The organism is Pseudalkalibacillus salsuginis, from assembly GCF_021646685.1.
GTDB classification, from domain to species: Bacteria; Bacillota; Bacilli; order Bacillales; family Fictibacillaceae; genus Pseudalkalibacillus; species Pseudalkalibacillus salsuginis.
Genome location: NZ_JAKJHW010000001.1, coordinates 565,310 through 583,474, shown reverse-complemented (window position 1 = coordinate 583,474; position 18,165 = coordinate 565,310). Strand labels below are relative to the sequence as shown.

16 protein-coding genes and 2 tRNA genes are annotated in these 18,165 nt (G+C 41.4%); all 18 read left to right on the top strand.

Translation table 11 applies throughout. The annotated features are described in order from the left end of the window. The first annotated feature begins 37 nt into the window (after positions 1–37). The 18 genes from L1611_RS03000 (at position 38) to lonB (ending at position 18,008) form a co-directional block, all read left to right on the top strand. The gene (locus L1611_RS03000) at positions 38–493 is read left to right on the top strand and encodes an acyl-CoA thioesterase (RefSeq protein WP_265738334.1); all 456 of its coding nucleotides are present in this window, start codon (positions 38–40) and stop codon (positions 491–493) included. Positions 494–624: 131 nt separating this feature from the next. Continuing rightward, on the top strand, positions 625–849 hold the full coding sequence (locus L1611_RS02995; protein WP_221566329.1) for a helix-turn-helix domain-containing protein: 225 nt from the start codon (positions 625–627) through the stop codon (positions 847–849). A 189-nt stretch (positions 850–1,038) separates the two neighbouring features. Further along, positions 1,039–1,878, top strand: coding sequence for a glucose PTS transporter transcription antiterminator GlcT (glcT, locus tag L1611_RS02990; RefSeq protein WP_236311584.1), 840 nt, complete (start codon positions 1,039–1,041; stop codon positions 1,876–1,878). Between the two features lie 191 nt (positions 1,879–2,069). Continuing rightward, positions 2,070–4,145 carry a glucose-specific PTS transporter subunit IIBC gene (gene ptsG / locus L1611_RS02985; RefSeq protein WP_236311582.1) on the top strand — a complete coding sequence of 692 codons (2,076 nt, stop codon included), beginning with the start codon at positions 2,070–2,072 and terminating at the stop codon, positions 4,143–4,145. A 15-nt stretch (positions 4,146–4,160) separates the two neighbouring features. Beyond that, complete coding sequence (locus L1611_RS02980; protein WP_225064145.1) at positions 4,161–4,427, top strand: phosphocarrier protein HPr; 267 nt, start codon at positions 4,161–4,163, stop codon at positions 4,425–4,427. Further along, a complete protein-coding gene (gene ptsP, locus L1611_RS02975; RefSeq protein ID WP_236311581.1) occupies positions 4,427–6,145 on the top strand; it encodes a phosphoenolpyruvate--protein phosphotransferase in 1,719 nt (572 codons plus the stop codon). Before L1611_RS02980 ends, ptsP begins: the two co-directional genes overlap by 1 nt. 316 nt (positions 6,146–6,461) lie before the next feature. Then, positions 6,462–6,878, top strand: a complete 417-nt coding sequence (locus tag L1611_RS02970; RefSeq protein WP_236312023.1) for a MarR family winged helix-turn-helix transcriptional regulator — start codon at positions 6,462–6,464, stop codon at positions 6,876–6,878. Positions 6,879–6,905: 27 nt separating this feature from the next. After that, complete coding sequence (racE, locus tag L1611_RS02965; protein ID WP_265738333.1) at positions 6,906–7,700, top strand: glutamate racemase; 795 nt, start codon at positions 6,906–6,908, stop codon at positions 7,698–7,700. Positions 7,701–8,126: 426 nt separating this feature from the next. Continuing rightward, positions 8,127–9,212 (top strand): GerMN domain-containing protein, encoded by a 1,086-nt coding sequence (locus L1611_RS02960; RefSeq protein ID WP_236311580.1) that lies wholly within the window; start codon positions 8,127–8,129, stop codon positions 9,210–9,212. 153 nt (positions 9,213–9,365) lie between these two features. Continuing rightward, positions 9,366–10,109: a ribonuclease PH gene (gene rph, locus L1611_RS02955; RefSeq protein ID WP_236311579.1), complete on the top strand. Its 744-nt coding sequence runs from the start codon at positions 9,366–9,368 to the stop codon at positions 10,107–10,109. A gap of 8 nt (positions 10,110–10,117) precedes the next feature. Beyond that, on the top strand, positions 10,118–10,714 hold the full coding sequence (locus L1611_RS02950; protein ID WP_236311577.1) for an XTP/dITP diphosphatase: 597 nt from the start codon (positions 10,118–10,120) through the stop codon (positions 10,712–10,714). A gap of 75 nt (positions 10,715–10,789) precedes the next feature. Continuing rightward, a complete protein-coding gene (locus L1611_RS02945) occupies positions 10,790–11,305 on the top strand; it encodes a metallophosphoesterase family protein (protein WP_236311576.1) in 516 nt (171 codons plus the stop codon). An 80-nt stretch (positions 11,306–11,385) separates the two neighbouring features. Next, positions 11,386–11,459 (top strand) — tRNA-Gly (locus tag L1611_RS02940). A gap of 6 nt (positions 11,460–11,465) precedes the next feature. Further along, positions 11,466–11,542, top strand: a tRNA-Arg gene (locus L1611_RS02935). A gap of 280 nt (positions 11,543–11,822) precedes the next feature. Next, a complete protein-coding gene (locus tag L1611_RS02930; protein WP_236311575.1) occupies positions 11,823–12,881 on the top strand; it encodes a hypothetical protein in 1,059 nt (352 codons plus the stop codon). Between the two features lie 97 nt (positions 12,882–12,978). Then, complete coding sequence (tig, locus tag L1611_RS02925; protein WP_236311574.1) at positions 12,979–14,274, top strand: trigger factor; 1,296 nt, start codon at positions 12,979–12,981, stop codon at positions 14,272–14,274. Positions 14,275–14,634: 360 nt separating this feature from the next. Then, the gene (gene clpX / locus L1611_RS02920; protein WP_236311573.1) at positions 14,635–15,906 is read left to right on the top strand and encodes an ATP-dependent protease ATP-binding subunit ClpX; all 1,272 of its coding nucleotides are present in this window, start codon (positions 14,635–14,637) and stop codon (positions 15,904–15,906) included. A 434-nt stretch (positions 15,907–16,340) separates the two neighbouring features. Then, positions 16,341–18,008, top strand: coding sequence for an ATP-dependent protease LonB (gene lonB, locus L1611_RS02915; RefSeq protein ID WP_236311572.1), 1,668 nt, complete (start codon positions 16,341–16,343; stop codon positions 18,006–18,008). The last annotated feature ends 157 nt before the right edge of the window (positions 18,009–18,165 follow it).

The window sequence follows — 18,165 nt, the reverse complement described above, 5'->3', positions numbered from 1 at the left end:
CATTCATTTTTGGGAATACATTGATCCGGAGGGGACCATGAAAGGGATAGATTACATACAAGACTGGAAGAGCTGGAGAACAGGTTTTCACTTTTATACCACGGTAGATGTCCGATTTTCTGAAGTTGATCCATTTAACCATTTGAATAATACGATTCCATTTGTCTATTTTGAAGATGCGCGTATACAGTTGTTCAAAGAGTTAGGGTTCATGGAAGAGTGGAACAAGGCAGGCAGCAAAACGATTCCAGTGGTAGCGGACCTTCAATGCAATTATCTGAAACAAATCTATTTTGATGAAACGTTGAAAATCTATGTAAAAATCGCCCATATCGGAAAAACGTCGGTCGATCTGCACTATCTGGCAGAGAACTCGGAAGGTGAGTCCTCTCTTGTAGGCAGGGGGCGTATCGTCCATATCGATAAACATAAAGGCGTTCCTGAAAAATGGACAGGCGATATGATCGAACGCATGGAGAGAATGAAGAGGTAAATCACGTTTTCTCAATTATTTTCATTGTGTCAAGTCACGACCGATTTCATCCCTTCATATGATATGTTGACTAAATATCTTTTCTGCATGAACCGCAGCTCGTTAGCCCATGCAAGGAGGGGTGAAATTCATTGAAAGATAAACACTACCGACCGAAGCCTCTACTTACAAAAAGGGAGAGAGAAGTATTCGAACTTCTTGTTCAAGACAAGACGACCAGGGAGATTGCCGAACAACTTTTTATAAGTGAAAAAACTGTTCGGAATCACATTTCCAATACGATGCAAAAACTAGGTGTCAAGGGGCGCTCCCAGGCTGTCGTCGAGCTATTGCGGCTTGGCGAGTTGGAAATTTAGAGGTTTGCGGCTTTCAACAATGAAAGCCGCTTTTTTCTTTGCTTAGTTAAACTTTAATGTTTCAAGTTACGGACTATAACTAGAACATTACTGTCAGACTGTTATAATGAATATTGACGGTAATTGTATGATCAGGTATGATGTTGTCGTTTGGAAACATGACGGACAGGTGAAAGGGGATGGCAGTGCATGGATAGGAAGTATACCATTTTAAAAGTATTGAACAACAACGTTATCATTGCACGTGATCCCGCTCTTCAGGAAGTCGTGTTGATTGGCAAGGGTATCGGATTCTCGAAAAAAAGCAATGATATCCTTGATGGTCCAAGTGTAGACAAGCTCTATATATTGCATGATATGGAGGAACAACAACAATACAAGCAATTGCTCTCACAAGTCGACGAATCCTTTATACTTGTCATGAATGAAGTGATCTTTTATAGTGAGAATCAATTAGGAGTGAAGTTCAACGAGCATATCCATATCGCATTGACCGATCATATTGCTTTTGCCCTTAAACGAATCCAGCAAGGTATCGATATTACGAACCCTTTTTCAAAAGAAACGGAACTTCTTTATCCGAAAGAATATACAGTAGCAGAAGAAGTCGTTAAGTTGATTGAGGAAGAAACCGGTGTTCATCTTCCGGAAGGTGAGATTGGATTCATAGCTCTCCATCTTCACAGTGCAGCGACCAATCGTTCGATCTCTAAGTTGAATCGTAACTCTCAATTGATCAATTCACTGATCCAGCTTATTGAACAGCACTTGGATATTTCGATTGATCGTTCAAGTATGGATTATTTAAGACTCGTTCAGCATTTGCGGCATGGCATCGACAGAATCGAAAGAGAGGAACAAGTTGGTAATCAAGATAAACTTGCAAAAGTGTTGAAAGAAGAATATCCAGTATGCTACAATCTTGCATGGAAGCTGATGAAAGTCATGCAGCAAAAGGTAGGCAAACATGTTTCTGATGCAGAAGCGGTATACTTGACTATGCATTTGCAAAGGCTTTCACCTCAATAGAATAAGAAAAGCTACACTTTACGTGTTACTGATACGATCAGGCATGAGTAAAGAAGATTATTGAAATGCTCAAAATAGGGGTAGTATATACCTTAGGTGCATTTTGGTCTTGTTTACTCATGTCTTTTTTTCTTTCATGTAACCGTATTCTTAAGCTATTGCGGACTACAATAACAATGGAGGTTTAGAAAATGCAAAAGGCTTTTGGCACTTTACAAAAAGTCGGTAAGGCATTGATGCTACCGGTTGCAATTTTACCAGCTGCAGGTCTTTTACTTGCGTTTGGTAATGCATTGCAAAACCCTACATTATTGGAAATGACACCTTTCCTGGATAATGGAGTGGTTGAAATGATTGCATCAGTCATGGAAAGAGCCGGGGGGATTATTTTTGATAATCTAGCATTGCTCTTTGCTGTGGGGGTAGCCATAGGTTTAGCGGGCGGTGATGGTGTTGCTGGTCTTGCAGCGACTGTCGGGTTCTTGATCATGAATGCTACGATGAGCGTCATCCAAGGACTTGAGATTGCAGATGTAATTGGTAAAAATGCTGACCCGGCATTTGCGCTCGTATTGGGGATCCCTACTTTACAAACAGGTGTGTTTGGAGGGATCATACTCGGTATAGTTGCTGCGTACATGTACAATAAATTTTATAACATTGATTTACCATCGTACTTAGGATTCTTTGCTGGGAAACGATTCGTACCGATTGCAACAGCAGCGAGTGCAGTCATCCTCGGTGTCATCCTGACATTCATCTGGCCTCCGGTACAGAATGGTTTGAACGCATTCTCTGAAAACATGGTGCATGCGAACCTGACGTTATCTGCGTTTGTATTCGGTGTCATTGAACGTGCGTTGATCCCGTTTGGACTCCACCATATCTTTTATGCTCCATTCTGGTTCGAATTCGGTTCTTATACCAATGAAGCAGGTACTCTCGTACGTGGAGACCAGCGTATTTTCTTTGAACAGATCAAGGATGGTGTACAAAACTTGACTGCCGGGACATTTATGACTGGTAAGTTTCCATTCATGATGTTCGGACTTCCTGCAGCAGCACTCGCCATCTATCATGAAGCACGACCTGAGCGAAAAAAAGTTGTTGCTGGTATAATGGCTTCAGCAGCACTGACATCGTTCTTGACTGGTATAACTGAACCTATTGAGTTCTCATTCTTATTCGTAGCTCCTATATTGTTTGGAATCCATACGATTTTTGCCGGATTATCATTCATGACAATGCATTTGCTGGATGTTAAAATCGGTATGACTTTCTCAGGAGGACTGATCGACTACATCCTGTTTGGCGTCATCAACCCTCAAACAAACTGGTGGCTTGTCATTCCAGTAGGACTAGTTTTTGCGTTGATCTATTATTTCGGATTCCGCTTTGCGATCCGTAAATTCAACCTAATGACACCAGGACGGGAAGACATCGCTGAAGATGATGAAGATACGACACAATCGAGCACTTCCGAGTTGCCGTACAACATACTAGAAGGACTTGGTGGACAGGATAACATCTCCCATTTAGATGCATGTATCACCCGTCTCAGAGTATCTGTAAATGATGTGAAAAAGGTGGACAAATCAAGATTGAAGAAATTAGGTGCTTCAGGTGTGCTTGAAGTAGGGAATAACATTCAAGCGATCTTTGGACCAAAGTCTGATTCCATTAAATCTCAGATGCAAGACATCATGAAAGGGAAGCGTCCTCGGAAAGTCGAAACAGATACCGGCGAGGAAGTTCAAGAACAAATAGAAGATGTGACTCCTGGTGCTTTGAAAAACCAAGTTGAGGTGGACAAAGAAACGATTGTATCACCAATCAAAGGAAAGATTCTTGAAATAACAGAAGTTCCAGACCAAGTCTTCTCTGGCAAGATGATGGGTGACGGCTTTGCAATTAAACCAGTGGAGGGAACCGTTGTTTCACCGGTCGATGGTAAAGTGGTCAATGTATTTCCGACAAAGCATGCTATCGGATTAGAAACTGCTGGCGGCCGCGAAATATTGATCCATTTTGGAATTGATACCGTCAACTTGAAAGGGAAAGGTTTCGAAATAATGGTTGAGCAAGGGGACGAAGTAAAAAAAGGTCAAACATTGATGAAGGCAGACCTTGATTACATTTCCAAACATGCAGCCTCGATCATTACTCCAATAGTGTTTACAAACCTCCAAGAAGGAGAAAAAGTGAGAATAAAGAAGTCTGGTTCAGTTGATCACAAAGAAGAAGACATTATCTCAATCGAAAAATAGGAAGGAAGATGGAAAATGGCAGAGAAAACTTTTACAGTAACGAGTGAATCAGGAATACATGCACGACCTGCGACCACATTAGTAAATAAGGCTGGGAAATTCAGTTCTGACATTGAGCTTGAGCACAAAGGGAAAACAGTAAACTTGAAATCGATCATGGGTGTCATGTCTTTAGGAATTCAACAAGGTTCTGAAATTACAATTAAGGCAAACGGAAACGATGCGGACGAGGCACTTTCTGCTTTGACAGATGTATTAAAACAAGAAGGGCTTGCTGAGTAATGAGCCAGCGCATCACAGGAATTGGAGCTTCTGCAGGAATCGCCATCGCAAAAGTATTCAAGCTTGAAAATCCTGCTCTTGAAATAGTAAAAACAACGATAAATAATCCGGAGCAAGAAGTAGAGCGATTTAAAGAAGCGATCAGCCAATCGAAAACTGAACTCGAAGTTATCAAAGACCATGCAGAAAAAGAGCTAGGAGAAGACAAGGCAGCAATATTTGCTGCCCATCTTCTTGTTCTGCAAGACCCAGAATTGATCGATAACGTAACGAGCAAGATCAATGAGGATAAGACCAATGCAGAAAGTGCTTTGGATGAAGTTTCAGGTATGTTCATCTCTATGTTCGAAAATATGGACAATGAATATATGAAGGAAAGAGCAGCAGACATCCGTGATGTTCGAAAAAGGGTGCTGGCTCATTTGATGAATGTTGAATTCAATACGCCAAGTATGATTACTGAAGAAGTGATTATTATTGCTGATGACTTGACTCCTTCTGACACAGCCCAATTGAACAGAACATTTGTAAAAGGTTTCGCCACTGATATTGGAGGAAGAACATCCCATTCAGCAATCATGGCTCGCTCAATGGAAATCCCATCTGTAGTTGGTACAAAGGAAATCACTGGATCAGTTGAAAATGGAACGACTGTTATCATCGATGGTATAGATGGCGTTGTAATCATCGATCCAACAGAAGATGAAAAGGCATCGTATGAGCAAAAGCGAGTACGCTACGAAGAGCAGAAGAATGAATGGGCGAAGCTAGTCGATGAATCGACAAAATCGGCAGATGATAAACATGTTGAGCTTGCTGCAAATATCGGTACTCCAAAAGATCTCCCAGGCGTATTAAACAACGGGGCAGAAGGAATCGGGTTATACCGGACGGAATTCCTATATATGAATCGGGATCAATTGCCGACTGAAGAGGAACAGTTCGAAGCGTATAAAGAAGTTCTCTCTAAAATGGAAGGTAAACCTGTCGTCATCCGTACATTGGATGTAGGAGGAGACAAAGAATTACCATACTTGAACCTTCCGAAGGAGTTGAATCCATTCTTAGGCTACCGGGCCATCCGGCTTTGTCTCGATCAACAATCGATTTTCAGGACACAACTTAAGGCATTGTTACGCGCAAGTGCTTTTGGTAATTTGAAAGTGATGTTCCCGATGATTGCCACACTGGATGAATTCCGTCAAGCGAAAGCGATTCTTTTAGAAGAAAAGGAAAAACTTGAGCAAGGTGGAGTTGACGTATCAGATTCAATTGAAATCGGAATGATGGTGGAAATCCCATCCACTGCAGTAATGGCAGACCTTTTTGCGAAAGAGGTGGATTTCTTCAGCATCGGTACAAACGACCTGATTCAGTATACGATGGCAGCTGACCGTATGAATGAGCAGGTATCCTATCTTTACCAACCATATAACCCTGCTATTTTAAGATTGGTGAAGAATGTGATCGATGCAGCTCATAAAGAAGGCAAATGGGCTGGCATGTGTGGCGAAATGGCTGGTGATGAAATCGCTATCCCTATCCTGCTTGGATTAGGATTGGATGAATTCAGCATGAGCGCAACATCGATTCTACCTGCTCGAAACCAGATTCGAAGATTGAGTAAAGGGGAAACTGAGACTCATATGGGAGATCTCCTGCAACTCGATACAGATGAAGCAGTAAAGCAATATGTCCAACAACATTTCCTAAAGTAAAGTAAACAGATGACCCATGAGGAGTATCCTTTAGGGTCATTTCTTTTATGGATAACCGTATTTTAAAAATAGTTTTTGATTTTCAGATCTTTGCCAAGATTTTATATACGTTAAAACCTATTGTTTAAGGGGATTCAGGATTTTGTATCATTTTAAGAGGAAAAATGCAGTCTTATTCTTACCTTTAATGACGAAATATTGCACATTAACAGGAATTGTAGTTGAAAAAAACCACTAAAGACCGCAAAATAGAAAATAACAGTTTGTTCAGGAGGTTACATAGTTGGAGCTAGCTAAACAAGAAAAAATCAATGAGATGGAAAAAGCACTAAGAATGATTTCAGCACATATAAAACAGAAGGGTAGGGAAATCTTGAATGATTTCTCTATTACACCGCCGCAATTTGTGGCATTGCAATGGTTATTTGAACAAAATGAAATGACGATCGGGGATCTTTCAAACAAAATGTACCTTGCATACAGCACGACTACGGACTTGATCGACCGTATGGAAAACAACGGACTCGTAAAAAGAATACGGGATCCGAAAGATCGTCGTGTGGTCCGTATTCAGAAACTTGATAAGGGCTACGAAATAATAGAAGAGGTTATTAAACGGAGACAGAATTATCTTAAGGATTTGACTGAGCAATTTTCCGATGAAGAAATTGAAAATCTTCACCAAAGCTTGCATCTCCTTTATGACAAAATGAATTCACATACTACCAACTAGACTTAACAGAGAAATTGAGGGGATTTTTTGAATAGTCCTATAGGAATTATTGATTCTGGTGTTGGGGGGATGACTGTAGCTCGGGAAGTCATGAGGCAGCTTCCTAAAGAAAAAATTTATTATTTAGGCGATACTCTGCGTTGTCCATATGGTCCAAGACCCATAGAGGAAGTCCGAACGTACACTTGGAGAATGATCCATTACTTTTTAGAGAAAAATATCAAGCTGCTTGTGATCGCCTGTAATACAGCTACTGCTGCAGTATTGGAGGAGGCTCAGGAAAAACTTCCGATTCCTGTGGTAGGTGTCATTCATCCAGGGGCTAGAGCGGCAATAAAGAACACCTTGAACCGAGAAATAGGTGTAATCGGGACAGAAGGAACTATCAATAGCCGGGCTTATGTAAAGGCATTACGAAATATTGATAGCGAGGTCAATGTCCATGGTCTTGCGTGCCCTGAATTCGTGCCCCTAGTTGAAAGTGGAATGATCGACAGCCACGAAACATTGCAAGTGGTCTATGAAAGGCTAGCCCCTTTGAGTGATTTTCCGATCGATACGTTGATTCTCGGCTGTACACATTATCCGATTCTGGCGCCTGTCATTGACAAAGTGATGGGAAGTAATGTCCGGATCATTTCATCTGGAGCTGAAACAGCGAGGGAAGTAAGTACACTCCTATATTATAGTAATCGTCTATACACAGGCAGCCGAACACCTGAACATCGTTTTTTCACTACAGGTTCCAGTCAGATCTTCAATCGTCTGAGCAATGAATGGTTTGACCAAAGTGTAAAACATATTGAGCATATCGAATTATGAGGCGGCACAGCATTCATTGTGCCGTTTTTCTTTTTGAGTCCTTTTATCGGATATTTTTATAGAGAAAATTGTTTTTAGTGAAATTCGCGACACTCCTGCGGTAAAAGCGAGATCCTATGAAAGTGATCCAGCTCAGCGACCAGTCACTTGGATCACTTCAGACTTCCTGCGGCGGTCGACACATTGATTTACATCTTATGTGAGAGTCCACGCAGAACCGAACTTTGTTTGGTTCGAGCCTCCTCGTCAGTCTTCCAGTGACCTGCGTAACTAGGCGGGTCGCCACTTTTCATTAGTCCGCGCAAAGGTCAAGAAAATAGACAATCAGATCCCTTCCTTCCATTTCCTTAAAATTATAGAACGATGGTCTAATTGGACGGATAGCTCGTATATATAGTAGTACAAACCATTGTAGGAGGGAATGGAATGAGGAAGAAGCAGAGGAAAATAATCTTTGTTTCTCTTTTAACAGGTCTATTACTGCTTATGTCTGGGTGTGGCTTGTTAACAGAAAAAACAAATAACGAAATCGATCCACCCCAAGAAGTCAACTTTCTGGATGATGGCGAGTCTCTGGAGGAGACTGGTGAAGACAAAGATGCTTTGGCAGATGGGAAGGATGCCCCAGCAGGTGCTACTGAATCGCACCAATTACAAGTATACTTAATTGATGAAAATGGGCTGGTCGTTCCACAAACGATGAAAATGCCGAGTGCGGAAGATCCAGCAAAGCAGGTTGTCGAGTACTTAGTGAATGATGGAAAAGCGTCCAATTATATTCCAAATGGTATGCGAGCCGTTTTACCTGCAGGAACCGAAGTCTTAGGCATGAACATAGACCAGGGGACGGCAACGGTCGACTTTTCTAAGGAGTTTAAAGAGTATGCAGCTGAAGATGAACTTCGCATTTTGCAATCTTTGACCTACACGCTTACACAATTCGATAATGTGCACGCAGTCAAGATCAAGATTAACGGAGAAGACCAGAAAGTCATGCCGGTCAACCAGACTCCAATCGGTGAAAACATGACTCGGGCAGATGGAATCAATATTGAAACCAATGGGGTCGTCGATGTAACAGGAAGCAAGACCGTTACGGTTTACTTTATCGGTCAAAATGGTGATGATGAATTCTACTATGTTCCTGTCACAAGAAAGGTGAATTCCAATGAAAATTTGGTGAAAGCCACTGTTGATGAATTGCTGAACGGCCCATCCATTCAATCCGGCCTGCTGACCGATATGAGAAACGAAGCTGAACTTGTAAGTGCCCCAGTTGAAGAGGGGGGAGTCGTAACATTAGACTTCAATGAGGCGATCCTCGGTGAACAGAAAAATACAGCTATATCTGACGCTGTCCTGAACTCACTGGTCTTATCATTGACTGAGCTTACAGGTATCGAAAAGGTACAAATCAAAGTGAATGGCACGAATGAAGTCGTCAGCCAAGATGGGAAATTACTGACTGAGCCTGTTTCTAGACCAGTGAATGTGAATACTGTAGAATTTTAAAATGAATAGAAAAGGTAAATGTGTTACGATAATAGAGTCAGGCGGTTAACAGCCGCCTTTTTCTTTTGCCGAACACAAAGGATCACCGGGATACTTTATAGATTGTGTTGGTCATACTAATCAATAGTGTAAGTTACAGAGGAGGAATTTCATATGAGAACAGATGGTAGGTTGAAGGATCAATTAAGAAAAATACATATCGAAACGAATTACATTAAACACCCGGAAGGCTCTGTATTGATCTCAGTGGGGGATACAAAAGTTATTTGTACAGCCAGTATTGAAGATCGTGTTCCACCCTTCATGAGAAATCAAGGGAAAGGTTGGATTGCAGCAGAGTATTCTATGCTTCCACGTGCTACAGAGCAACGGAACATCCGTGAGTCGAGTAAAGGGAAAGTATCCGGACGAACAATGGAGATTCAACGGTTGATTGGTCGTGCACTCCGGTCGGTTGTAGAGCTGGATAAATTCGGAGAACGCACATGCTGGATCGATTGCGATGTCATACAAGCAGATGGAGGCACCCGTACCGCAAGTATAACTGGTGCATTTGTTGCTATGGCATTGGCTTTCAACAGACTCATTGAGCAAGATGTCATCAAAAAATTGCCGATAAAGGAATTTTTGGCTGCAACATCTGTAGGGGTGGTACCAGAGAACGGGGAAATCTTAGACCTTTGTTATGAAGAGGATTCTAAAGCCCACGTGGATATGAACGTCATCATGACTGGCGGGAAAGAATTTGTCGAATTGCAAGGTACAGGCGAAGAAGCAACTTTCTCATACAGTCAATTACAGACAATGCTTAACCTTGCAGATAAAGGAATTACTGAACTTATAGAATACCAAAAAGAAGCATTGGGGAAAATTCATAATCTGATCGGTGAAAAGTAGGTGCCATAATGGAAAAGATTATCATCGCTTCCCATAATGAAGGGAAGGTCAAGGAATTTCGAGAAATGTTTGAAAAGTTTAACGTAAAGGTGGTTTCTTTAAGGGACCTGGATTTTCACGATGAAATCGAAGAAAATGGTTCCACTTTCAAAGAAAATGCCAGTATTAAAGCGGAAACCATCGCCAACCATTTCCATGAGCCTGTCATCGCTGATGACTCCGGCCTTGTAATTGATGCACTGGATGGCAGACCGGGAGTCTATTCAGCACGGTATGCAGGGGAAGAGAAAGACGATAAAGCCAATCTACATAAAGTATTAGCGGAAATGGAACATGTTGCGGAAAAGGATCGATCTGCTCGATTTATTTGTGTTTTAGCGGTTGCACAACCAGGGAAAGAAACAAGTAGTGTGGAAGGAAAGTGTGAAGGATTCATCCTTCACGAAAAAAGAGGTGATCACGGTTTTGGCTATGATCCGATTTTTTATATTCCGGCATTGGGAAAAACATTGGCTCAATTGGAACCTGGGGAAAAAAACAGAATCAGTCACCGCGCCAACGCTTTGAAGGAGTTACGTTATCATTGGTCTGATATCTTTTCTTAAAGGCAAATAAAGCTCAGTCTTTGCCATAGGTGTGGCTTTGCTAAGTTTCTTAGCTTTTAAAAGGAGGACCTTTCATTGAATGTACTAGTCGTAAGTGATAGTCATGGACTGACAAAGGAACTGAAGGAACTCGCTGAATTGCATAAAAACCATATTGATGCGATGATTCATTGTGGTGATTCTGAATTGCCTTCCGACGATCCGATGCTAAAACCTTTTTACAATGTTCAAGGGAATATGGATCTCGGACATCATGATTTTCCGAATGAAACATTGGTTGAAGAACAGGGTTATCGCTTGTTTGTCACACATGGACACTTATACAATGTGAAAATGTCCTACATGAATTTAGCCTACAAGGCTGAAGAACAAGGAGCGGACCTGGTTTTCTTCGGGCACTCTCACATCGCTGAATCGTTCGAGGAAAATGGCATGATTTTTGTTAATCCAGGAAGTTTCCGTTTGCCAAGAGGGCGGAAAGAAAGGTCTTATGCAATCTGTGAATGTAAAGATCGTCATAACATACGGGTCCGTTTTTTTGAATTTGATGGGGACGAACTAACAGATTTATCAACTGAATATCAGCTATAATGGAAATAAACTCACGATCACCAAAAAAACCTTGACATTTATATCAGAATTCGGTATATTAAATACTGTCGCTGATTGATGCGGGTGTAGTTTAGTGGTAAAACAAGAGCCTTCCAAGCTCTGGTCGTGGGTTCGATTCCCATCACCCGCTCCATTACATGTCCCAGTAGCTCAGCTGGATAGAGCAACAGCCTTCTAAGCTGTCGGTCGGGCGTTCGAATCGCTCCTGGGACGCCATACTTCATACATACGATCGCTTCTTTGCATAGCAGCAGAGAAGCGTTTTTTTTATTATGCTGCTGATTCTTTCATTAGACAACTCGGGTACGAAAATTCAAGTGATGGAATCCGTATAATTGTCCGTATGAAAGATCCGGATCGGCATGATGACATCGTATGCAGTTGAATGAATTTGTAAAGACAAGTGTAATATAGACTTAATGTGTTACGATTTGTTTTTAGGAAGTTAAACTGCTAAACTTGCTTTAAACGATTGATAAAAAGCGGGGAGATTGATTTGGAAAAAGACCATAAAGGGCCGCGTGAAAGTAAAATCGTTTACTTCCCAAACCTTACTGCAAAGCTTGTGAATAAGGGAATGTCAGCCCTCAAACAAAAAAAATTCAAAGAATCGCTGAATTTTTTCCAACAGCTGATCGAGATGGAGCCGGATCATCCACAAGGGAACGTTGGCGTTGTCTTAAGTCTGGTTGAACTTGGTGAATTAAGCGAAGCAAAGGAAAAGTGTGATGCGATTCTGAAAAAAGACATCGGTGAGTATTATGATGTCCTGCAAATTTACATATCCATTCTCATCCAATTGGGTGATTATGAAGAAGTTGTCGATATTCTCGAAGCAGTCATTCAAGAGCAAAGCCTGCCGCCGCAAATGGCGGAGAATTTCTATCAGCTTTTGTATTTCAGTCGGAAAATGGCAGAGGATGAACCGAGTGATGACTTTGTTTTTGAAGCAAAATTTTCAGAGCAGGAGATAGACCATCTTTCAACACAATTGAAATCAACTGACTCTAAGAAACAATGGCAAGCAGTCCAATCGATTGAAAAACCAGATCAACCAGCAGTACGTAATGAGTTGAAGAATTTTCTTACATATCCTGACGCCAATCCATCTTTAAAAACAATTGTGCTACAAATGCTGAAAGAGGGAGACGCGTCAGAATCGATCAGTATACATAAGTTCGGCAAAACGATGACGGTCAGTACAGATCAACTTCACGACATACCGGATGGACAATTTTATAGACTGGTTAAAACAATCATCGAACATCAATTGGAACAGCAGAATCCAACATTGTTAGAAATGGCTGTGCAAATCTGGGACCATTACTTATTTATGATCTACCCGTTTCAGCCAGAGCCCCTTAATGAACAATTATGGGCAGTCGCTGTTCTCGAAGTTGCACATAGGCTCAACGGTATAGATTTTGATGGAGATGACCTTCAAGTTGCTTTTTCATTAGATGAAGAATTACTTGAGGATGTTGTCGGAAAGATTTTGGAAATTGAACGATTATCTATGAAAGAAGTCGGTCTTTCTGATGACCAGTCGAACTAGTTGAAAACCGATGTTCATGTGTTATAATGTAGTGGTTGTAAACTCATTCGGACGTTAATGTAGTTTAAGAAGATAAATGTTGGAGGGAATTATAGTCATGAGTGCAAAATGGGAAAAACAAGAAAGCAATCAAGGTGTATTAACCATTGATGTTGATGCTGAACGTGTAAATGAAGCATTGGATCAAGCGTTCAAAAAGGTCGTTAAAAAAGTGAACGTTCCAGGATTCCGTAAGGGGAAGGTCCCGCGTTCAATGTTTGAAAAGCGTTTCGGAGTGGAAGCACTTTATCAGGACGCTTTAGATATCCTGCTTCCTAGCGCATATACTCAAGCAGTTGAGGAGGCGGGTATCGAGCCAGTCGACCAACCTGACGTTGATATCGAACAAATGGAAAAAGGGAAAAACCTCATTTTCAAAGCAACTGTTACAGTAAAACCTGAAGTGAAACTAGGCGAATACAAAGGCCTTGAAGTAGAAAAACAAAATACAGAAGTGACAGATGAAGACGTCCAAGAAGAATTGACATCACTTCAAAAAAAGCATGCTGAACTAGCAGTCAAAGAAGAAGGTAAAGTTGAAAAAGGCGATACAGTCGTAATCGACTTTGCTGGATATGTTGACGGTGAGGCCTTCGAAGGCGGAACAGCAGAGAATTACTCTCTTGAAATCGGTACTGGATCATTCATTCCTGGTTTTGAAGAGCAGCTCGAGGGTGAAGAAGCAGGTGCTGAAAAGGATGTTGAAGTAACATTCCCTGAAGAATACCATGCTGAAGAGCTTGCAGGAAAACCAGCTACATTCAAGGTGAAAATCCACGAAATCAAGCAATTGGAACTACCGGAGCTCGATGACGAGTTTGCTAAGGACGCAAATGAAGAAGTGGAAACACTTGATGAGTTGAAAGCTCAAATCAAAGAGCGTCTTCAAAATGATAAAACAACACAAGCTGAAAATGAAATGAAAGATCAACTTGTACAAAAAGCATCTGAAAACGCTGAAATTGATGTTCCTGAAGCGATGGTCAATTCCGAACTTGATCGTATGATGAAGGAATTCGACCAACGTCTCCAAATGCAAGGCATGAACTTGGATATGTACTACCAGTTCTCAGGTACTTCCGAAGATCAGTTGAAAGAGCAAATGAAAGAAGATGCAGAAAAGCGTGTTCGTACAAACTTGACTCTTGAAGCGATCGCTGAAGCTGAAAACATTGAAATCACTGAAGAAGAAATAGAAGAAGAAATCAAGAAAATGGCTGAAATGTACCAAATGGAAGTTGAAAAAATGAAGCAAATGTTAGCGATGCAAGGTGGACCTGATCTCTTGAAGGGTGACCTGAAAGTTCGTAAGGCAATTGATTTTCTTGTGGAGAATAGCAAAACTGTTGCATAATATACAGTAAGATGTAAAACAAGGCGCGGAATTTCGTGCCTTGTTTTGTACAAAAATACCTTTATTTATATGTATGGGGATTTTATGTGAGTCAATTCGAGAATATTTTTTTAGCAGGAATCGCATATCTGAATTATGACTATACTGATATATATCGGACTTGGATTTTACATAGCAAAGCGTTATTATTTTTGTTTTACGGCTCTTCATGATAAAATCGTATGTACATAATAAAATGGAAGCCATCGACCAGATTTGTTACTCTGAAAACATATTGTAAATCTTTCAATGTGTAAAATACACGTGATGACAAATAACTAAAAGTAACAATTCATCCAAACCATTCTTAGGGGTGATTCAATGTTTAAATTTAACGAAGAAAAAGGACAATTGAAGTGTTCTTTCTGTGGCAAAACACAAGATCAAGTACGTAAACTGGTTGCCGGACCAGGTGTCTATATTTGTGATGAATGTATTGAATTGTGTACAGAAATCGTAGAAGAGGAACTCGGTACTGAAGAGGATGTAGAATTTAAAGATGTACCGAAACCTCAGGAAATCCGGAAAATACTCGATGATTATGTCATTGGTCAGGAGCAGGCGAAAAAATCGCTTTCCGTTGCGGTTTATAACCATTACAAGCGTATCAACGCTTCTAAGAAGTCGGACGATGTAGAGTTGGCTAAAAGTAATATTGCAATGATCGGACCGACTGGTAGCGGTAAGACGTTGCTGGCCCAAACGTTGGCACGTATCCTGAATGTACCGTTCGCAATCGCTGATGCTACATCATTGACTGAAGCAGGTTACGTAGGTGAAGATGTGGAAAACATCTTACTCAAACTGATCCAGTCAGCAGATTATGATGTGGAAAAAGCAGAGCGCGGTATCATTTACATTGACGAAATCGATAAGATTGCACGTAAATCCGAGAACCCATCCATCACTCGGGATGTATCTGGTGAAGGGGTGCAGCAGGCCTTGCTTAAGATTTTAGAAGGAACTGTTGCAAGTGTTCCTCCTCAAGGGGGTCGTAAGCATCCACATCAAGAGTTCATCCAGATCGATACCACGAATATTTTATTCGTTTGTGGTGGAGCGTTCGATGGAATTGAACAGATCGTCAAGCGTCGTCTTGGTAAAAAGGTTATCGGATTCGGAACTGAGACTACCGAAAAAGCGGATCTTAATCAAGGTGAGTACCTTTCAAAAGTATTGCCTGAAGACTTGCTTCGTTTCGGGCTTATTCCAGAATTCATCGGTCGTTTGCCAGTGACAGCAAGCTTGACGCCGTTGGATGAGGAAGCATTGGTAGAAATCCTTACAAAGCCGAAAAACGCTCTTGTAAAACAATACAAGAAACTGTTGCAGTTGGATGATGTTGAGCTTGAATTTACGGAAGACGCATTGAGCGAAATCGCAAAACAAGCGATTGAACGTAAAACTGGTGCACGTGGTCTGCGTTCCATTATTGAAGGGATCATGCTCGATGTCATGTTTGACCTTCCTTCACGTGAAGATATCAACAAATGTGTCATCACTGCGCAAACGGTTACGGATAAGGTTCCGCCACAACTTATTCTTGAAGACGGAACTGTTATCGATGAAAAGAAACCAAAAGAAAGTGCTTGATCAATTGTGTAAAAACACTCCGCGTGCATTCGGCGGGGTGTTTTTTTAATGATAAGGAAGTACAAAAGTTTTGTTTCGATGAAGAAGTAATGTCTAGCTCCATCGCCCACCCACTTGGATCACTTCAGCCCTCCTGTGGCGGCGACAGCCTCCTCGTCGGACTTCCAGCGACTTTCGTGGTTGAACAGGGCGCTTGCGCTTTTTTTGATGATTTAAAAGTACTTTTGGCCTAACATTATTTGAATACGATCATTCAAGGAGGGTGAACCTTAATTTTTAATCTGAAGTTAATCCTTTTCTTGTATTTGATCGAATAGCACCTCGACTAATACTCTGATTCAAATTCCTCGATTCATTTCTTAAAATAACGTTTAGTCCAACACATGCTCGGAGATACTAATGGATACGAAAACATACATATAGGAGGGGAAAGCATGAGTTGGACAGGAATAGCACTGGTCATCCAGCTGTTCTTCGGAATCATCATCGGTCTCTACTTCTGGAATTTATTACGAAACCAACGGACACAGAAAGTCTCGATAGATAAGGAATCACGAAAAGAAATGGATCAGCTTCGTAAGCTGAGAAATATTTCGTTAAGCGAACCGTTATCAGAAAAAGTCCGTCCTTCTCGTTTTGATGAAATTATTGGTCAAGCTGAAGGAATACGTGCGTTACAGGCAGCTCTATGTGGTCCCAATCCGCAACACGTTATCATTTATGGACCACCAGGAGTAGGGAAGACAGCTGCTGCGAGAATTGTACTGGAAGAAGCTAAGAAAAATAGACGGTCTCCATTTAAACCGACTGCTGTTTTTGTGGAACTGGATGCCACGACAGCCCGTTTTGATGAAAGAGGTATTGCCGATCCCCTTATTGGTTCTGTGCATGATCCGATCTACCAAGGTGCGGGGGCGATGGGCCAAGCAGGAATTCCACAGCCTAAACAAGGAGCGGTTACGAATGCGCATGGGGGTGTACTGTTCATTGATGAAATCGGTGAGCTTCATCCGATCCAAATGAATAAGCTGTTGAAGGTTCTTGAAGATCGAAAAGTCTTCCTGGAAAGTGCCTATTATAGTCAAGAAAACACTCAAATCCCCCAGCATATCCATGATATTTTCCAAAATGGATTACCTGCAGATTTCCGCTTAATTGGTGCGACTACTCGTACACCAGAAGAGATCCCACCAGCCATTCGATCACGGTGTCTTGAAATATTCTTTAAAGAACTGACTGCTGAAGATATCATCCGAATTGCAAAAAGAGCGGTGGAAAAAATCAGCTTTACAATTGAGGAAAGTGCTTTGACCCTCCTATCCCAATATGCGCGGAATGGACGAGAAGCTGTCAATAGTGTACAAATTGCAGCAGGGTTAGCAATCACGGAAGATCGAAACCATTTAACCAAAAATGATATCGAATGGGTTCTTCACTCAAGCCAGCTGTCCCCTAGGATGGAGTCAAAGATCCATCCGGTCCCGCGAGAGGGTTATATCAATGGGCTAGCTGTTTATGGACCGAATACAGGTGCATTACTCGAGATTGAAGCGACGGTGATTCCTACAAAAGAAAAAGGCTCGATCATGATCACAGGGATTGTTGAAGAGGAGAGTATCGGAAGTCAATCAAAATCGATAAGAAGGAAGAGCCTCGCAAAGAGCTCAGTCGAAAATGTATTGACAGTTCTTAGAAGAATGGGTGTCCCGTCCAACAATTATGATATCCATATCAATTTCCCTGGTGGCGCTCCAGTTGATGGACCTTCCGCAGGAATAGCGATTGCAACAGCCATCTATTCAGCGATAAAAGGGATCAAGGTCGACAACCAAATTGCCATGACAGGTGAAATCAGTATACATGGAAGTGTCAAACCAGTCGGAGGCGTATTTGCAAAGGTTTCAGCCGCAAGTCAGGCAGGCGTTCAGACCGTCTTTGTCCCTAAAGAGAACCAACAATCGATTTTAAAGGAAATCAAAGGAATCGAAATTGTTTATGTCGATCACCTAGATGAGGTTTTCGAACACGTCTTCAAGGAAAAGTATAATAAAGAAAGAGTCGATAGCATCACTGCGCAAGAGTCCTCGCCAAAGGTCGTTTGAGGCGGGGCTTTCTTTTTTAATTTGATTAGTGAAAACGTATTTCCTGGACATTGAATAATTCTAGAAATCATCTAAAATAAAGGCTGAATGGAATAGTACTTATTAGACAAAGATGTGATTTACGGGTAGAATTGATAAGATGAAATACCTATTTCAA